Source organism: Shewanella putrefaciens (genome assembly GCF_016406305.1).
In the GTDB taxonomy this organism is placed as follows: Bacteria; Pseudomonadota; Gammaproteobacteria; order Enterobacterales; family Shewanellaceae; genus Shewanella; species Shewanella putrefaciens_C.
Window position 1 is genome coordinate 4,251,353 of sequence record NZ_CP066369.1, and the last position, 16,891, is coordinate 4,268,243.

Annotated in this window: 16 protein-coding genes; 4 read left to right on the forward strand and 12 right to left on the reverse strand. The window is 45.9% G+C overall.

Going from position 1 to position 16,891, the window contains the following annotated elements; all coding sequences use genetic code 11:
- Positions 1-102 precede the first annotated feature (102 nt).
- Complete coding sequence (locus JFT56_RS18470; protein ID WP_198781422.1) at positions 103-957, reverse strand: DMT family transporter; 855 nt, start codon at positions 955-957, stop codon at positions 103-105.
- 198 nt (positions 958-1,155) lie between these two features.
- Between JFT56_RS18470 and trmL the strand changes: the two genes are divergently transcribed.
- Both trmL and JFT56_RS18480 read left to right on the forward strand, forming a co-directional pair.
- Entirely contained in the window at positions 1,156-1,620 is a 465-nt protein-coding gene (trmL, locus tag JFT56_RS18475; RefSeq protein ID WP_088212461.1) for a tRNA (uridine(34)/cytosine(34)/5-carboxymethylaminomethyluridine(34)-2'-O)-methyltransferase TrmL, read from the forward strand.
- A gap of 98 nt (positions 1,621-1,718) precedes the next feature.
- Positions 1,719-2,696: a transposase gene (locus tag JFT56_RS18480; RefSeq protein ID WP_198781423.1), complete on the forward strand. Its 978-nt coding sequence runs from the start codon at positions 1,719-1,721 to the stop codon at positions 2,694-2,696.
- Between the two features lie 503 nt (positions 2,697-3,199).
- Here JFT56_RS18480 and JFT56_RS18485 read toward each other — a convergent pair.
- The gene (locus JFT56_RS18485) at positions 3,200-3,754 is read right to left on the reverse strand and encodes a hypothetical protein (RefSeq protein WP_198781424.1); all 555 of its coding nucleotides are present in this window, start codon (positions 3,752-3,754) and stop codon (positions 3,200-3,202) included.
- 247 nt (positions 3,755-4,001) lie between these two features.
- On the opposite strand from JFT56_RS18485, the gene JFT56_RS18490 reads away from it, so the two are divergent.
- On the forward strand, positions 4,002-6,029 hold the full coding sequence (locus tag JFT56_RS18490; protein ID WP_198781425.1) for an alpha/beta hydrolase family protein: 2,028 nt from the start codon (positions 4,002-4,004) through the stop codon (positions 6,027-6,029).
- A 66-nt stretch (positions 6,030-6,095) separates the two neighbouring features.
- Here the strand turns inward: JFT56_RS18490 and JFT56_RS18495 are convergent, their stop codons facing one another.
- From JFT56_RS18495 to JFT56_RS18505, 3 genes are all read right to left on the reverse strand, one after another.
- Positions 6,096-7,589, reverse strand: coding sequence for a M16 family metallopeptidase (locus JFT56_RS18495; RefSeq protein WP_198783641.1), 1,494 nt, complete (start codon positions 7,587-7,589; stop codon positions 6,096-6,098).
- Positions 7,590-7,600: 11 nt separating this feature from the next.
- On the reverse strand, positions 7,601-8,932 hold the full coding sequence (locus JFT56_RS18500) for a M16 family metallopeptidase (RefSeq protein WP_198781426.1): 1,332 nt from the start codon (positions 8,930-8,932) through the stop codon (positions 7,601-7,603).
- A 137-nt stretch (positions 8,933-9,069) separates the two neighbouring features.
- Positions 9,070-10,338 carry an amidohydrolase gene (locus JFT56_RS18505; protein ID WP_420136006.1) on the reverse strand — a complete coding sequence of 423 codons (1,269 nt, stop codon included), beginning with the start codon at positions 10,336-10,338 and terminating at the stop codon, positions 9,070-9,072.
- A gap of 34 nt (positions 10,339-10,372) precedes the next feature.
- Here JFT56_RS18505 and JFT56_RS18510 point away from each other — a divergent pair, with 34 nt between their 5' ends.
- On the forward strand, positions 10,373-10,627 hold the full coding sequence (locus tag JFT56_RS18510; protein ID WP_198783660.1) for a hypothetical protein: 255 nt from the start codon (positions 10,373-10,375) through the stop codon (positions 10,625-10,627).
- 168 nt (positions 10,628-10,795) lie between these two features.
- On the opposite strand, the gene JFT56_RS18515 is transcribed toward JFT56_RS18510, so the two are convergent.
- From JFT56_RS18515 to JFT56_RS18545, 7 genes are all read right to left on the reverse strand, one after another.
- On the reverse strand, positions 10,796-11,305 hold the full coding sequence (locus JFT56_RS18515; RefSeq protein ID WP_198781427.1) for a hypothetical protein: 510 nt from the start codon (positions 11,303-11,305) through the stop codon (positions 10,796-10,798).
- A gap of 555 nt (positions 11,306-11,860) precedes the next feature.
- Positions 11,861-12,703 carry a DUF2971 domain-containing protein gene (locus JFT56_RS18520; RefSeq protein WP_233095544.1) on the reverse strand — a complete coding sequence of 281 codons (843 nt, stop codon included), beginning with the start codon at positions 12,701-12,703 and terminating at the stop codon, positions 11,861-11,863.
- A 59-nt stretch (positions 12,704-12,762) separates the two neighbouring features.
- Positions 12,763-13,398, reverse strand: coding sequence for a hypothetical protein (locus JFT56_RS18525; RefSeq protein ID WP_198781428.1), 636 nt, complete (start codon positions 13,396-13,398; stop codon positions 12,763-12,765).
- Between the two features lie 359 nt (positions 13,399-13,757).
- Positions 13,758-14,192 (reverse strand): GNAT family N-acetyltransferase, encoded by a 435-nt coding sequence (locus JFT56_RS18530; RefSeq protein ID WP_198781429.1) that lies wholly within the window; start codon positions 14,190-14,192, stop codon positions 13,758-13,760.
- A gap of 346 nt (positions 14,193-14,538) precedes the next feature.
- Positions 14,539-15,441, reverse strand: coding sequence for a hypothetical protein (locus tag JFT56_RS18535; RefSeq protein ID WP_198781430.1), 903 nt, complete (start codon positions 15,439-15,441; stop codon positions 14,539-14,541).
- A gap of 90 nt (positions 15,442-15,531) precedes the next feature.
- Positions 15,532-16,083: an SMI1/KNR4 family protein gene (locus tag JFT56_RS18540; RefSeq protein WP_198781431.1), complete on the reverse strand. Its 552-nt coding sequence runs from the start codon at positions 16,081-16,083 to the stop codon at positions 15,532-15,534.
- 108 nt (positions 16,084-16,191) lie between these two features.
- Positions 16,192-16,854, reverse strand: a complete 663-nt coding sequence (locus JFT56_RS18545) for a class I SAM-dependent methyltransferase (RefSeq protein ID WP_198781432.1) — start codon at positions 16,852-16,854, stop codon at positions 16,192-16,194.
- Between the last annotated feature and the right edge of the window lie 37 nt (positions 16,855-16,891).

The following is a 16,891-nucleotide window of genomic DNA, read 5'->3' on the forward strand; positions in this document are numbered from 1 at the left end:
GCAGCCGCGCCGCCAGCGGCTGTCACACTCTGCTCCGTGAGGAGGATTCCTGTAAAGGCAGTAAGTTTAAGCCCAAGCGTTTTAACATAAGTGTTTTAGCATTTAATCCCTCGCTTTTAAGGGATTCCACCTCAGGTTTTGCGGTAATTTCATCAGCAACAGAGACAGTAAAATCACTAAAATCCCTGCCCATTGGCGCATATCTAAGGTTTCCCCCACAATCAATACGCCCAATGACACAGCAACCACGGGATTGACTAAAGCCACCATACCCATGATTTCTGGTCCTAAATTTCGCATCGACCACAGCCAAGCCCAATAAGCCACCGCTGTATTGGCGATAACAAGCCAGATAAGCGAAGGAACCACATCCATACTCGGCACCTGCGGCGGCCCCGCCATAAACCAAGCCAGCGGGATCAACATCAATCCCCCTAAGAATAATTGCCAAGCAGTGAGCACTAAAAAGTCACCCACATCCCAGCGCTGCATCCAGCGGGAAGAAAAGGCAATCAAAGTCGTCGCACTCAGCATACACAGGACTCCAATCGGGTCGAGATCCGCCGAGGGATTCAGCAATAAAATCACCCCGCCGAGCCCCATCAAACCGAGCAGTAACCACTTCATCCCCGGGCGTTTTTTATCAATCAGCCAAGCGAGGATCAAAAAGATTAATGGCAACGTCGCACCCAGCGTACCCGCGACGGCACCGGGCAGCCGATAAGCACCGATAAACAGCAACGCAAAGAAGGCACCAATATTACAAAAGGCCAGCAAGCCTAATTTAGACCACGCCAGAGTCGGCAAGCGCGGGCGCAGCATCAGCAGCAAAATCCCCGCTGGAAGCGCGCGCCACACAGCCACCCAGTAGGGCGACATATCCTGTAAGTAAAGACTCACCAGGGCATAGGTGGTCCCCCAAAACACCGGGGCGAGTAACGCAATCACAAAGGGCATAATGACTTCTCAAAAAGTATCTTGATATTGAGATATATTACTTTGAGAGAATAAAACAGGCAAGTGCTGAGATAAGGTTAATAGGGAGAAAAGAAAAATGGACAGGCGTAGATGCAGCTTTAGATATGCGCCACGCAGAGCTGCGCTTAGGCGTTGTTTACCGTATAATCGGGCGTCATTTTTTATAGGCGGGCAAGCATGTTCCATATCGCACTCTATGAACCAGAAATCGCACCCAACACGGGTAATATCATTCGCCTTTGCGCAAACAACGGCAGCCAACTTCATTTGATTGAGCCACTTGGGTTTGATTTTGAAGAGAAAAAACTGCGCCGTGCTGGGCTAGACTATGCCGATTTAACCAATGTGACTCGCCATAAAAACTTCGATGCCTTCCTGGAAGCCATGGCAGGAAAACGCATTATGGCCTGTACCACCAAAGGTAGCCGCCCACATACTGAGCTGAGTTTTGCTAAGGATGACGTGCTGTTATTTGGCCCAGAGACCCGTGGCTTACCTATGTCGATTATCGAGTCGATCCCAACCGAGCAGCGATTACGCATCCCCATGGCGGCCACCAGTCGTAGCCTTAACCTCTCCAATGCAGTAGCAATTATCAGCTACGAAGCCTGGCGTCAGCTCGGGTTTGAAGGCGCGATTTAATACCTAGGAATACTTTTTAATTTTGGACACCCAGCCTTAATGGCGCCCTAGTTAACCTCCGACTATGCTTTGTTTAAGCATTAAACAAGGAGGTTTGTATGCCGCGCCCTCGCAGAACTCAGATAAGCCTTGAAGACACGCCCTATTACCATTGCTGTAGCCGCGTTGTTCGCCGTGCATTTTTATGTGGCGATGATACCTATTCGGGTAAAAATTATGACCATCGCCGCGCTTGGGTAGAATCGCTACTATTTGAACTTGAAGCGGTTTTTGCTATTGATGTGGCGGCCTTTGCGGTGATGTCCAATCATCTGCATCTAGTGCTGCGAGTCGATATCGACAGTGCCAATCGCTGGAATGACCGCGAAGTGCTTGAGCAATGGCATAAGTTGTTTAAAGGTGATGAATTAACGCAAAAGTTCGTTAAAGGTGAGTTGGTTGAGGCTCATGAGGTCAACAGATTAAGGCATTCAATCGCCATTTATCGCAGCCGATTATGTGATATTAGCTGGTTTATGCGCTGCCTCAATGAACCGATAGCAAGACAAGCAAATCAAGAAGATAACTGCACAGGCAGGTTCTGGGAGGGGCGGTTTAAATCGCAAGCCTTACTCGATGAAGCTGCCGTTTTAGCTTGTATGGCCTACGTTGATTTAAATCCGATTAGGGCTCAACTGGCTGATACGCCAGAGCAATCCGACCATACCAGTATCCAGTTGCGTATTAGGGCGGCGCTAAAAGGTGAGCAGCCCAAAAATCTACTGCCTTTTATTGATAACGAGTGTGACAACCAGCCCAAGGGAATTGCATTTGCCTTAACAGATTACCTCGAATTGGTGGATGATACGGGTCGAATTATCCGCAGTGATAAACGAGGTGCTATCAGTGAAAATAGTGCCAAGTTACTGACCAGATTAAATATCCCCCATGACAATTGGCTTAAGCTCACTACCGAGTTTGGCAAATTATTTCATGGTCCAGTGGGTACGCTGCAAGAACTGACTGATTACTGCGAACATCTCGAAAAGCGACGACGGCACTTTGCTAAATGCTGCCAGTACTTTCACAGCAACTGACAGCGACTTACATCACTTAGAAAGCGACCCTTCCAGAACACATCCCAAGCACTAAGGGACAATATACCTCGTCTGAAATACACAATTTTTGGAGGAATTAGCTCAATTTATTCCCCCAAATGCTGTCCCAGCGACTGTTGATGGTTCTTATTTAAGCCATTTAACTCGGACAAGTTGTAGACAAACCGAAAGTGCATTATGTTGTTGATTTATAATGGGTGGCCAGATTTAACTAAATGCTGCCAGTACTTTAACAGCCACTGACAGCGACTTACATCACTTCGAAAGCGCCCCTTCCAGAACACATCCCAAGCACTAAGGGACAATATACCTCGTCTGAAATACACAATTTTTGGAGGAATTAGCTCAATTTATTCCCCCAAATGCTGTCCCAGCGACTGTTGATGGTTCTTATTTAAGCCATTTTAACTCGGACAAGTTGTAGACAAACAAAAATGCATTATGTTGTTGATTTATAATGGGTGGCCAGATTTAATGTAGGCTTAATGAGATGGTGCGACAGGCGTCATTTCTATCCCACGAAATAACTGATAGCGGTCAATATCATCATCTAAATATTGAATATTTTGCGTCCACTGCCATGCGCCTTGGGGCGATTTGGCCTCGAATAACAGTTGGATTAAAGCGGCGCGAGCATTCACGACTCCCTCGCCCAGCAAGGAATAATCGCCATTTTGTTGATATAAACTAAAGACTTGCTGCTTTTCCTGCGAGACACCGTCGTAATAGGTCAACAACACTTGCTCACCTTGCTCCCTAAACCACCAGGTTTCGCTGTAGGGCGCACGCGTTCCCACACTCACAGATAAAATCAGCTGCCGCTGATCATGGGAGCAGAATCCGCTCACAGTCACTTGCCTAGGGATTTCCCCCGTCTTAGCCGCATTACCTTGCCATTGTCCCACCATTTGCGGGCAAAACGCCTTAAAGCTTACCTTAGCGGCTTGAGCAGGAAAGATAGCCAAGCTGCCCAAAGCGAGTATCAATACATTTTTTATCAATAACTTGCTAAAGCTTCGCGGGATAATTAACGCCATACTCAAGTCCTATCTCAAACCTCCCAATACATTAGCGTTAAAACACCTTAGCCACAAATATCCATCTCGCACTTTGCAGCTCGGTGAGCATGCTAAACCATGCAAATGCAGGCTGTAGTTACAGTTACTTACATAAAAGTAAGCCTTGTCCTTCACAGACTCAGTTTGATTTCATGCTCAGTTTCTATACTTTGGGGTTTAATAGCTAAAAATAACAATAACGCTCTGAATGATAAGGAGACACCTAGTGAAGAAGGCCGGAATATTACTGCTTAGTCTGCTAATACCCCTCAGCACGGCATTTGCAGAAGCAAGCAAACCACTCTCAGTCGAATTACTTTGGCAACTCAAACGCATAGGCAGCCCAGTAGTGTCATCCACGGGCGAGCACATTATTGCGCCTGTAACTGAATACGATCTAAAGGAAGATAAAGGCTCAACCCAACTGTGGCGCTTCGACGCCGAAGGTAAAAATAATCGCGCGATTACCGCCAAAGGCTTAAAAGTCAGCGAGCCCGTATTTTCACCAGACGGCAAAACCTTAGCCTTTATCAGCGAACGTAACGATGACGACGCGGGCCAAATTTACCTGTTACCTATGGATGGCCCGGGTGAAGCCAGTAAACTTACGGATATCCCCACCGGCGTTAATGGTATCAAGTGGGTTGGCAAGCATTTGTATTTTGTCAGCAATATCTTCCCTGAGCAGAATTGGGAGCAAATGAAAACCCAGCTCAAGACAGATAAAGACAACAAAGTCTCCGCCCGCCAATGGAACGCGCTGCCCTATTCGCAGTTCGATCATTGGTTGGATGAACGCCGTCAGGCCCATGTGTTTAGGATCCCAGCGACGGGCGGCGCGGTCGAAGCCGTAACTCAGCCTTTAGGCCATGAGCTGCCGCGTTCTAGCCAAAGCAGTTCAAGCTATGATATCTCACCCGATGAAAGCTTAATCGCCTTTAGCGCCTATGGTTCGGACAATAGAGTCAACCCTAAGTTAGATTTGTTCCTCGCCACTATTGGCAGCAATAAAGCCGACAATATCACCCCTGAAAACCCCGCGCCGGATCTGAATCCAACCTTTAGCCCTAACGGCAAAACCCTGGCCTTTACTCGCCAAAAAATCCCTGGATTTTATGCCGATACCGCAAGGCTGATGCTGCTGGATGTAAGTAGTCGCAAACTCACCACACTCACTGCCGATTGGGATCGCTCAATTTCTCAATTCGAATGGACACCCGATAGCAAGGGCTTCTATGCCAGCATAGAAGATGCCGCCACTAACCGTATTTACCATATCGATGCTAAGAGCGGCAAAGCCAAGGCCATCACCCAAGCCACCGATTTTAGCCAACCCGCTATCGCGAAAGATGGCCAGTTGATTGCGACTAATCAGAGCTTTTTGTATCCCGCGCGTTTAGTCAGCATCAACCCACGCAATGGTAAAACCGAGCGTTTAGAGCAGTTTAACGACGATATTTTAAAGGATGTCGATTTAGGCACCTATGAGTCGGTCACCTACAAAGGTTACCAAGGCCAAGACATTCAAATGTGGGTGCACTATCCACCGGGGTTCGACCGCAGCAAAAAGTATCCGCTGTTTATGTTGGTCCACGGCGGCCCGCACAACGCCATTAGCGATGGTTTTCACTACCGCTGGAACGCGCAAACCTTCGCATCTTGGGGTTATGTCACCGCATGGCCAAACTTCCACGGCTCTAGTGGTTTCGGACAAGACTTTGCCGATGCCATTAACCCAGATTGGAAAAACAAATCCCTCGAAGACGTGCTCAAAGCGGCAGACTGGTTTAAGCAACAAAGCTGGATCGATAGCGATCGTATGGTCGCCGGCGGCGCTAGCTATGGTGGCTACTTAACCTCGATTATTTTAGGCCAGCCGCATCCCTTCAAAGCCCTGCTGATCCATGCGGCTGTATACGACATGTATTCGCAAATGTCGGCGGATTTTGCCGTGCACAGCACTCGCTTTGGCAATTACTGGGATAATCCTGAGCTGTATAAAGCCATTTCGCCCCATTACTTTGCGGCTAACTTTAATACCCCAACCTTAGTCAGCCATGGCCAACTCGATTATCGCGTGCCCGTAGGCCAAGGTTTTGAGCTGTTCCGCACCCTGCAAACCCGTAATGTGGAATCGCGGATGATTTATTTCCCCGATGAAAACCACTGGATTATGAAGCCAAACAACTCCATCTATTGGTATAACCAAGTGAAAGATTGGATGGCTCACTACGCCAAGCCCGGCGCGCAATAGCACCTAAAACAGAAAAGCAAAAGGTCTGCACTATGCAGACCTTTTTAATTGGATCAATAACAATAGTTACAGGCCAAATCCCGTCGCTTTAATATCGACGGTTTGCACTTTGCCATACTTAGCGGCGATTGGCGCAACCTTGCTCGCATTGCCAATCAGCACAAATTGCAAGTCCTTCTGCGGGAAGTAAGTTTTCACTAACCTTTGGGTTTCTTCTAAGGTTAAGCCATCCACTTTTGCCTGGAACTCATTGATAAACTTATCATCGAAGCCGTACAGATACATGCCAGACAATAATCCCGCCAATTGGCCTGAGGTTTCAAACTTAGGTGGGAACTGACCCTTCACATAGGCTTTAGCCGAATCTAAAGTGGTTTGATCTACGCCTTTCTCCCATAAACGAGCATAGGTTTTTAAGGCTAGATCTATCGCCTCTTGGGTGGTTTCCGTCTTAGTGAAAGTGCTGATAGTGAACACACCCGAGTCGGTATAAGGGCTAAAACCTGAGCGTGCGCCATAGGTTAAGCCCGCGTTTACCCGCAGCTCGTCGTTCAGCCAAGAGGTAAAACGACCACCTAAAATAGTGTTCACTACTGTTAAACCGACATAGTCTGGATTGTCACGACTAATGCCTAAACCGCCGATAACAAAGGTGGTCTCGATGGCATCGGGTTTATCCACCAGCAGGACTTTGGCCTCGGTCAACTGAGGTAAACCTTGGTTTAAGTCAGGCTGCACTAACTTTTCGCTGCCCTGCCAACTACCAAAGGTTTGCGTCAACTTGGCCTTCATCGCCGCGACATCAAAATCACCTACAACGGTAATAGCCGTATTGGCCGGTTGGTAGTAACTCTTATGGAAAGCGCGCAGTTGCGACACAGTCACCTGTTCAAGCGAATCGCTGTTACCCGAAGCCGCATTACCATAAGGATGGGCACCAAATACCAGCTTATCGAAGTAACGACCAATCACCGCCCGTGGGCTTTCTTTATCTTGCTGCAGCCCTGCAATCGAGCGTTGCTTGAGTTTATCAAACTCGGCGGCATCAAAGTCTGGGGTTAACATAGCGGCGCTAAATAAACCCAGCATCACATCGGTATCTTTCGCCATAAAATCGGCGGCAAGATAACTGCCTTCTTTATCGGCTTCGGCACCTAAACTTGCGCCGAGAAAATCCACTTGCTGCTCGATATCCGCCTTAGATTTACCACCCGCACCGAGGAGCAAACCTGCAGCCGTCATCTGCGCCACGCCTGCGGTAGTGTCATTGACTGCGCCGGCACGTACCACGGCATTTAAGGTAATTAACGGCACTTCGCGCTGGGGCATTAAGTACAGAGTTAAACCGTTATCTAACACAAACTTGTCGTAACTTGGCATCACAAAGCTGCCAGTCTCAACACGTTTGGGCGCCGAAGTTGACGCGCAGCCCGCAAAAACTAAACTTGTGCCTAATGCTAATGCAGCCATTAACTTAGACGGTTTTCCGAGTGATACCGCCATAAGTGATTTCATTGCAGCTGATTTCACTACTGTTGATTTCGCTGCGGTTGATTTCATTGCCATCGATTTCATTGAGAGGACTCCTCGGTTGCCGCCAGCACAGCCACAGTGCGATTCGATTTACGTAAATAGGTTTGGGCAACTCGTTGAATATCTGCGCTCGTCACCTTGTTATAGGCTTCTGGCGCATTAAATAGCTTGTCGTAACTGCCAAAATACATCTCATAGGTGCCTATGGTGTTGGCCTTGCCATTTATGGTTTCCATCGCACGATAAAAATCCATCAACTTGATATTTTTGACTTTATCCAATTCTTGCTGGGTCACGCCACTCGTCGCAATCGCATCGATTTGCTCAATCAACGCGCGCTCCAACGTCGAGGCTTTCACCTCAGGTGTGGCAACGCCCATCACATAGAAAAGGTTAGGATCGACCGACATAGGCATATAGGTTTGCGCTTCTAGCGCCACTTGTTTATCAACCAATGATTGATATAAACGCGAGCTATTACCTTGGCTTAAAATCGAGCTTAATAAATCCAGCGCATAAAAATCCGCGTGGGTCGCCGCCGGAATATGGTACGCCAACATCACATTAGGTGTGCTGACCGAAGCCTTTTGCACAAAGGTACGGCGCTCACCCTTTTGCTCAGGCTCAACGGTACGGATTGCTTTAGGCGGCGTTTGCGCTGGGATCGGCGCAAAATACTTGTCTGCCAAGGCTTTTACTTGGGCAAGCTTCACATCACCGGCAATCACGACCACGGCATTGTTCGGTGCGTAATAGGTTTTATGGTACTGAACTAAATCTTCCAACGACCAAGCGGCGATATCCGACTCGTGACCGATCACCGACCAAGAATAAGGATGGGCTAAAAAGGCCACACCTTTGATTTCGCCTTCGAGGGCATTCCAATTAGAGTTTTCTAAGCCAGTGGAGCGCTCCGACTGCACTACGCCACGCTCGCTTTCCACCATTTCGGGATTGATATCTAAGTTAGCGATACGGTCGGCCTCGAGGTCGAACATAGTTTCGAGCGCATTGGCGGGGAACCAATCGGTATAAACCGTCATGTCTTCAGTGGTATAGGCATTGTTCGCGCCACCTGCGGCCTCCATAGTGCGGTCGAACATTTTTGGGCCGTACTTTTTCGAACCGTTAAACATCATATGTTCGAAAAAGTGCGAAATACCGGTAATACCGGGGACTTCGTTACGGGAACCCACTTTCCAAAAGAGATACATATTGGCATTGGGAATTGAGGCATCTTCTAGCACCATGATTTTCATGCCATTTTCTAGCGTGAAACTCTTAATGTCTTCTGCCGTGGTGGCCTGTGCTTGGCTTAGGGGATTAAAAAGTCCCATGGCCAACACCAGAGCCGATAGCGTGCGCTTCATCTTGTTCGCTCCTTGCTGTAAAAATTCACATAAGAGAGCATATTGCTTAACAAATCAAGCGCGGGATGCTTATCCCGCACCGATTTTTTGTAAGCTCAAGTTATACCGAAAAGCCGACGGAATAACGCAGCTTAAGTTTATTGGCCATTAAGTGCAGTCAAAGCCACTTTAGTCATGGCCTCAACCCCGACTTTTAGCGCACTTTCATCCACATAAAATGCCGGTGAATGGTTGCTGGCCGCGGCTTCTGGATCAGTGCCCTTTGGCGTCACCCCAAGGAAGAAAAACATCCCCGGCGTTTCTAAGGCGTAATAAGAAAAGTCTTCAGCACCTGTGATTAACCCCGGTTCAATCAGCATCTTATCGCCCACAACACCGGCAAGCACAGGCCGCATACTGGCGACTAACTCGGGATTATTAACCACCACGGGATAACCAGGATGGATCTCAGTAGTCGCGGTTGCGCCAAGGGTTTTCGCCGACAGCTCGGCCATTTCAGCTAAACGCAGTTTGATATCGGCGCGCATGGGCTGGTCGAAGGTGCGAATCGTGCCAATCAGCTCGACTTCATCGGGAATAATGTTAGAGCGAATACCACCATTAACCGCACCAAAACTCACCACCGCCGGCGCTTTAGTGATATCCACCTGACGGCTGACGATCGTTTGCACGTTAGTGATAATTTGCGCCGCAGCGACGATAGGATCGACCCCATTCCAAGGGCGCGAGCCATGGGTTTGGCGACCTTTGACTTTGATGGTAAAAGAATCTTCACTCGCCATCGCCGGGCCACTGCGCAGGCCAATCATGCCACTCGGCATGCTCGAGGTCACATGCATACCAAACACTTGATCAGGATTACGTTTCGCAAATAATCCTTCTTTTAGCATTAACTCTGCGCCACCCTCTTCCCCCTCTGGCGCACCTTCTTCGGCGGGTTGGAAGATAAACATCACATCGCCCGCGAGGCTGTCTTTCACTTTGGCTAGGCTTTCAGCCACGCCCATCAACATTGCCACATGGGTATCGTGGCCACAGGCATGCATCACCCCCACCTTTTGATCGCGATAGGTATCGGTCGCCTTTGAGGCAAAGGGCAAATCGACCACTTCAGTTACAGGCAGTGCATCCATATCGGCGCGGATCGCAATCAATGGCCCGGGTTTACCGCCCTTTAAGATGCCGACAACCCCTGTATGGGCAATGCCCGTTTGAACTTCTAAACCTAAGGATTTCAGATGCTTTTCAATAATCTTGCTGGTACGAAACTCACGATTAGACAACTCAGGGTGTTGATGTAAATCGCGGCGCCAGTCGATCACCTTTTGCTCCACCCCCGCCGCCAACTTAGCCGCATCCGGCATAGCACTGGTCGCCGCTTGCGCCGAACTCAAACCCGCGCCCATAAAGCTCAAAGCTAAAGCCGAAGCGAGCAAGGTCTTGGGAAGACGGGATTGGTTTGCAGCAGATTTAAAGCCGAATGTTTTTTGGATCGCGGATGTTGAGATAGCTAATTTTGCGATAGCTAATTTTGAGATAGATAGTTTTGAGATAGACAGTTTTGATACAAAAAGTGATACAGCTGGTGATACTGAAGGTACAGTCATAGCGATAGCCTATTGTTGTTTTTATAAGCTACCTAAACTACACGGACAAAGAGGAATTGTTAATAGATTTAATGATAAAGGCAAATAACACAGTTAAAGGGCCAAATCCTAATGATGCTTCATTAGAGGCCATAATAAGTCGTCATTCCCGCAATGCTTCTGAGCGGGAATCCAACGTAGAGCGGGAATCCAACGTAGAGTAGAGCCAGCCCTAGGAAAAAGGTAAAACAGATTAGCTACTTGTCGCTCAACAGACTCAGCATTTATCCATACTTTCACCTTTAACCCAGCTCTGAATAAGTTTAGTGGTATCAGACCAACTGTCTGACATACCATAAGCTTCGACAAAGGATGGACAAGTACTGAGTGCACTGATATCAACACGCATTTGATAGAAGCGATTCCAGTTGGCATGTACTACCGAGGCTAGTGTGACTGTATTTTTTCCAGTATCTAGTTTCTCAATAAATGTATTACTTGTTCCACCAACAATTTCTTGCACTCCATGAGCAAAACAGCGATTCAATTGTTGCTCTATAATTGCAACGGTTTCTTGATGGCTTTTGTCAGAACAAAACGAATGCTTAGCCTTTCCGGCCGCTTTAATTTCATCAACAGACTTAGGGACTGATACACATCCCGCTAAGGTCATGACCAAACATATAGTCAAACACTTTCCCATGATATCTCCGTAACGTATTAATTTTTGTATTGTAAAATGTATGCTCAAAAACAAGTTACGCAACGTAACATTAACAATTTCCATTGACTACAAAAATAAATGTGATCTTAACAACTAGAAAAATAAATCAGGGCATACATTAAAATACCCATCCCATACCTGTTCATCAAGAATGGGGCTGGTAGCTCTATGTTGAAGAAGAACATGCGATATTACTTCTTTATAAAACATAATTCTGTCTCAGCGATTAAGCACTGCCATTACAGTGACACGCAGCCAGCCCGTCCATGGATGCTCGACCGCCCCGTCCATGGGGCGGACGGTCACCTCCATGACAGTGCTTAATGCCGTTAATTCTGGCGTATATCTGAAAGCCCGCATTTTCCGGCCATGCATAAGCTTTACCCCTAGACCAGCTTTAACTTTGGGTGACTCGCTAAATTTACAAAAATACTGGCTCGCTCGCTAAGGGCTAGTCATGTCTGCACAAAAGTCACTTTCAAAATACGACCTTTAGACCCTCAAATTCTCAACCAACCATTTGCATAATAAAGTGTCAACAACCAGCATCGGGCTTGTTCAACACTTGCCAAGCGTCATAAAAATGGGTCGCGGCTACACGCGGCCTATCTTTATTTGTTATAAATCTATAAAACACAAAGTGAATTCCTTTTCAGAGACACTAGCTTGCTTAACCTTTACGTGACTAAATTCCGTACGGTCAATAATATTTTTGATGCTTTCAGTTAACGAAGAGTCTGCGTTAACCCCTACGATTATTTCCTCTATTGCATCAGCGGGAAAATTAAACAAATGAACAGCAGGAGCAGTAAAGTTAATAGTCGTATCTGCGTCAGGTAAAACAGCGCACATTCTCCATTCTTGCTCGTACTCCCAGACATTTGATTTTAGCAAAAACATATCCGTCCCATTCATATCAACCAGTGACTTCGATGGCCGATGAGCCAAATATTTTACTTTCCTCAAATGATAGAACTCGTCCTTTTCAGAACGCTTTCGATTGAAAAATGAATGATTGGAGTTAAAACCTATGCAGTATCCACGATGCGATTCGGCATAGTGAGACCACATGAGCAAATTATCTGGCTTTTCAGTTAAACTCAATACGCCAATAAGCTCATTAGACTTTTCAGACAATATCGTAGATAACTGCTCTTTTGCCTTATTCATAAGGAAGCTAAACAGTAGCGGGTTATTCTTAAAATATGAAACGGCGAACTCTTGAACTTTAGATCTTGGGATTAAATTTAGAACATCTTCCGGCACTTTAGACAACTCGGAGTCAACTAAACTCTCTAAGTTCTCTACCACATAAGCATTTACATACTCATCAGACGCAATACTACTTATAACTGGTTTGAATTCAAACGGGTCGTTGAACGCAATAGGAGGAGAAAAACGAATAGCCCTATTCTTCAAAACATCTATGCGATCAGGATGTAGATATTTATATAATTTCAAGAATCACCTTTGTTTTATAACGTGGAAGTTAGGAGAAGCTGTCCCTCTCGGCTGTAGTATTAGGCGTGTTTTCGCACATTAATCAACTTGCTCGCATCAACTACTACTTCATACTCAATTGATTGTTCTGAAAACAGGACTTGATCCCTCGCGCATGTTGCTTCTAAAACGATCCTACGATTTCCTGCAAACCAGATTTGGTGTTGATAGTGAGTGTACGCAAAGTCTCTGGCTACCTGTAATGAGGTGGTCCAAGCCTGACCGAAAGAATTGTTCTCGATCTCACTAATATCGCAACCACGATAAAGGGTTAGCTCTTTATCAAGTGATTCAATGTCATTTGGGAACAAGACTTCTGTAAGCTTTATTTTAGGGTGCCAGCATTCATTTTCTTGGCGAGTATAAAGCTGATGGAGTCCATTGTACGCATAACACGAAAACGAGTGTCGCAGCGCATCAAAGACCTGAATCACATTGTTGTCGTCTATTTTGTCGACAAGTTCGCAGAAGTGCGAACGTATAAATTCTTCAGCCTCATTGTCTTGGCTGGGAAACAAATAATGCTTCGTCCCTGATGCTTCAAATTTCTTGATTGCGGCGATGTATTTAGATATTGCCTCAATCGCAATGTCTTTGAACTCGGCAAAGAAAGGTTCATTAAACTTCGACTCAATTGAGTCAACAACTATCTTCATGCTATCAACCATGAAACTGTGATCCGCTGCACTAAACACGAACTAAATTCCCCACTAAAACACCTAACGTCTTAGCATTTATGCCCTGCGTTGTTTGCAGGGCATAAATCGCTTGTTGACAAAATCACATCACCATCGCATTGATTTATCATTAAAATTATCAGTTCGATCATTTTTATTGGTAGTCATTTGGAAGCATTGGGCTGGCAGTTCTCGATTAAAAAAGGAGCTTCATTCTGCCTTTGCGATTAAACCGCCCCTCCAGTGACACTCAGCCTGTAGTCGCATAGATGAACCTCCTTGTGCGGAGCCGCATGCATTGGAAGTGGATGCTAGATACCTCCGGCTACACGATTATGCTAAAGTTCTGCTTCATAATTATGGGCTGTTTTCTTAAAGGAAAAACCAATACTATGATAGAAATCATGGGACTTCTCTCTTTGAATGTTGGAGCGAACAACCACTTTTTTAAGCCCCAAATTCCTAGCCCAGTTTAACGCTGCGAATACTAATTTTTGGCCTAAGCCAAGACGACGATATTTTTCACCGACAATCAACCCTGTAATTTCTGATTTAAAGCCAGTTTCTAAAGATATTCGTTTTTCTATTACAAGCCAGCCAACAACATTTTTTGAAGCGCTTAAGACTACAAGTACGTGGTGATTTTCTGAGTTTAACAAATAACTCAACCATTCTTTGGACATAGCTTCATCTGCAACATAGCCAAGCTCTGTAGTTAACCTTGATATTTCTGCGGCGTTTTTAATTTTAGCTTCACATATATTTATGTTCATGCTCATGTTCATGTTCATGTTCATGTTCATGTTCATGTTCATGTTCACCATATTGCCCAATCTCTTAGTATTAATGCACTGTCCTGTTTACAGTGCATTAATCGCTTGTTTACTAAATATCAAATATGGCCGCTACCACATCCATATAAATGGGTATGAATGATGCTATAGGAATTTGCTTTTTTGCGGTAGCGGTATTTTATGCAGTTTTATGGCTAATTAGTTGATATCTATAGCTGAGTTCTGCGCGTAAACCAGACTAGGTAAGCCTAGTTCCAGATTTTACGAGCACATATTTAAATCTTGCCCTAGACGTTTTCTACCCACCCAGTTAATTATGCTTGGATTATTCATGACAATCTCTGCGGGAATGTGCAGTTAATGAATGGATTAGCGTCAGCGTATTTTGGTCAATGGGCAGATCATTTAATTCTCGCTCAGCTAACGGATCGAAAGAAATCGCGATAGACTCGTGACCCGTGGTAAAAAATCCGTGTAATTCATGCTGCCATGGTAGGGGAAAATCAAGTGGGGGGAGTGGTGCATTGGCCGTATGGAACCGCCACAGATTAACTAAACCATGGGCGTTAACACAGTAACATTTTTCCAGTGGCGAGAACTCCTGCTGCAGACGATTAGACTTCACCATAATGGCGATATTATCGATAAACGAGGTCATATCCTGATTGATTATGGCGGCTAGGCTGCGCAGCATCGCCATGCTGTATTTCGAGTCTTTTAGGTTTATGAGTTGATGGCGTAACTTATCTGTCACGGCTGTGACACCTAAAATGGCATATACGGCATTACAAGCCAAGAGTGTCACCTTATGTCCCGTTAAAAAAGGCGGCACAAATCGCTGTTTATAGGCTGTAATAGTAGGTAAATCATGGATGGCTAGTGCCGCCAACAGGGGCCAAATGTGTAGGCTATCAGTCCCCGAATGATCCCCACCCCGCACTAATCGCGTTAAACAACCAAAGCGCCCCGCTAATGTCAGGCCGTTTATAAATTCATCAAAGTTATTAAAGGCCACCCGCTGGATTATGGCTAATTGGGTTAAATCATTTTCTATGTAGCTGATGCGATGAATCCATTCGTTAGCGGCGAGATGGCGACTCTCTTTTACGCGCTGCTGTAGGATAGCGAGTTTGACGACTTGAGGCTCAGTTGATTGCTCGTCATTTTCTGCCAGTCTCTGCAATGCGTTTAGTGCTTGGTCTCTGTCTTTTTTAGGATAGCTTTTCACATCATACCTCACTTCATCTTGCCCTGAAGTTCAACTTCAATCATAGGTTTACTCGGCCTATAGAGTAATAAACGTTCATTTTCGTTATCCTTAATCCTCAATTAATTCATCTGGATATAACGCGATTTGCGCTAGGGATTGTTCAAACAATTGGCTTAGATCTGTGCTAATAAAGTCCATCATATCGGGGTCATGGGTGTATGCGATCACTTGCCCCATTCGGCCTAGTGCCGAGGGTGAATGATCCGCAATCAAGAGCAATGTGCCACCCCCAAATTGAGCGAAGGGCAACCAACCTTCTTGATACCATCCGGATTGGATTTTAGGATCCCGAACTTCTGGCTCGTGGTAATCCACATAGTGCTGAGCCTGTTTTTTCATTCGGTCACGATATTTAAGTGACGAAGCTAATGACAAAAAATCATACCGGCAGAAGTAGTCTTTTCGGGCAAATACCGTGATCCACTCGTTGCCACCATTGGCATATCCCCAAAGCTCCCTGAGCGGGGAAACAAGTTTAAAACCTAATTGTTTTTCAGCTTCATCTAAGGCTGAGTTGGATAAACCATGATTCAATGCGAGTGTTTGATTCACGTTGGCGTAGAGAGCGCTCAATGCCTGTAGATAGGTCTTAACGTCCATTGTATTTACTCCTTCATCCTGACACTTAGCAGCAGTGTTAATCCGTTTGCTCTATAGCGCTCGCATATGCATTTATGGGAATTTATTTAATCGAATTAGCCACATAAATTAGGGCGCTTTATGGGTTTCTTTATACATTTCTTTATAAAAAAATACGACGTCTTTATCGATGATTTCTAATCGCCAGCCATAGTGCTGGGCGAGCCATTGGAAGGTCGCTTCGGCGTAAAAATTGATATGAGTAGGGTCATTTTTATAGTGCCAACTGGCAAATGCGGTTTGATTTTGTACGCGCTTGGTCATCACGGCCAAAATGCCCTTGGGTTTTAATAGGCTATCGAGTTGGGCAAGCAAATCTGCGGCATTGCTTACGTGCTCTATCACTTCGGTTAAGGTAATAAAGTCGTATTGGCGGGCTAAGGTTTCGGGGTGATTGGCGTAATAAAGGTCGTAGTTCTCAATCCGATAGCCACGCGCCTTGGCCATCAAGCTCAGTGCTTTACCTTCGCCGCAACCAAAGTCAAGGCCCACAGCCGATGGGCTAACACGACTCAGTAGCGGCTCGAGAGTGCGGTTTAAAAATGTTTGATAGCCAAGATCATGGGGATGATTTTCATGCTTATCGTATTCGGCCTTTTCAGCCTCGGCCGAAAGATAATATTCGGCAGGCACGCTAACCAACTGACAAGTCTGGCATTGGTGGTAGCGGCGCTTTTTATCGTGATGATAAACAACTAAGTCAGCGCCGTGGCATAAGGGGCAAATATTCAACAACAATTCCTAGTGGTAATCCTAGAGGTAAGAGTAG

Coding starts and splice junctions, on each gene's coding strand:
- JFT56_RS18495 (WP_198783641.1), bottom strand. CDS start 7,589: ATGAAATCAACCGCAGCGAAATCAACAGTAGTGAAATCAGCTGCAATG.
- JFT56_RS18540 (WP_198781431.1), bottom strand. CDS start 16,083: ATGGACGTTAAGACCTATCTACAGGCATTGAGCGCTCTCTACGCCAAC.
- JFT56_RS18525 (WP_198781428.1), bottom strand. CDS start 13,398: ATGAAGATAGTTGTTGACTCAATTGAGTCGAAGTTTAATGAACCTTTC.
- trmL (WP_088212461.1), top strand. CDS start 1,156: ATGTTCCATATCGCACTCTATGAACCAGAAATCGCACCCAACACGGGT.
- JFT56_RS18485 (WP_198781424.1), bottom strand. CDS start 3,754: ATGGCGTTAATTATCCCGCGAAGCTTTAGCAAGTTATTGATAAAAAAT.
- JFT56_RS18480 (WP_198781423.1), top strand. CDS start 1,719: ATGCCGCGCCCTCGCAGAACTCAGATAAGCCTTGAAGACACGCCCTAT.
- JFT56_RS18505 (WP_420136006.1), bottom strand. CDS start 10,338: ATGGGCGCGGGTTTGAGTTCGGCGCAAGCGGCGACCAGTGCTATGCCG.
- JFT56_RS18515 (WP_198781427.1), bottom strand. CDS start 11,305: ATGGAAATTGTTAATGTTACGTTGCGTAACTTGTTTTTGAGCATACAT.
- JFT56_RS18500 (WP_198781426.1), bottom strand. CDS start 8,932: ATGAAGCGCACGCTATCGGCTCTGGTGTTGGCCATGGGACTTTTTAAT.
- JFT56_RS18530 (WP_198781429.1), bottom strand. CDS start 14,192: ATGAACATAAATATATGTGAAGCTAAAATTAAAAACGCCGCAGAAATA.
- JFT56_RS18470 (WP_198781422.1), bottom strand. CDS start 957: ATGCCCTTTGTGATTGCGTTACTCGCCCCGGTGTTTTGGGGGACCACC.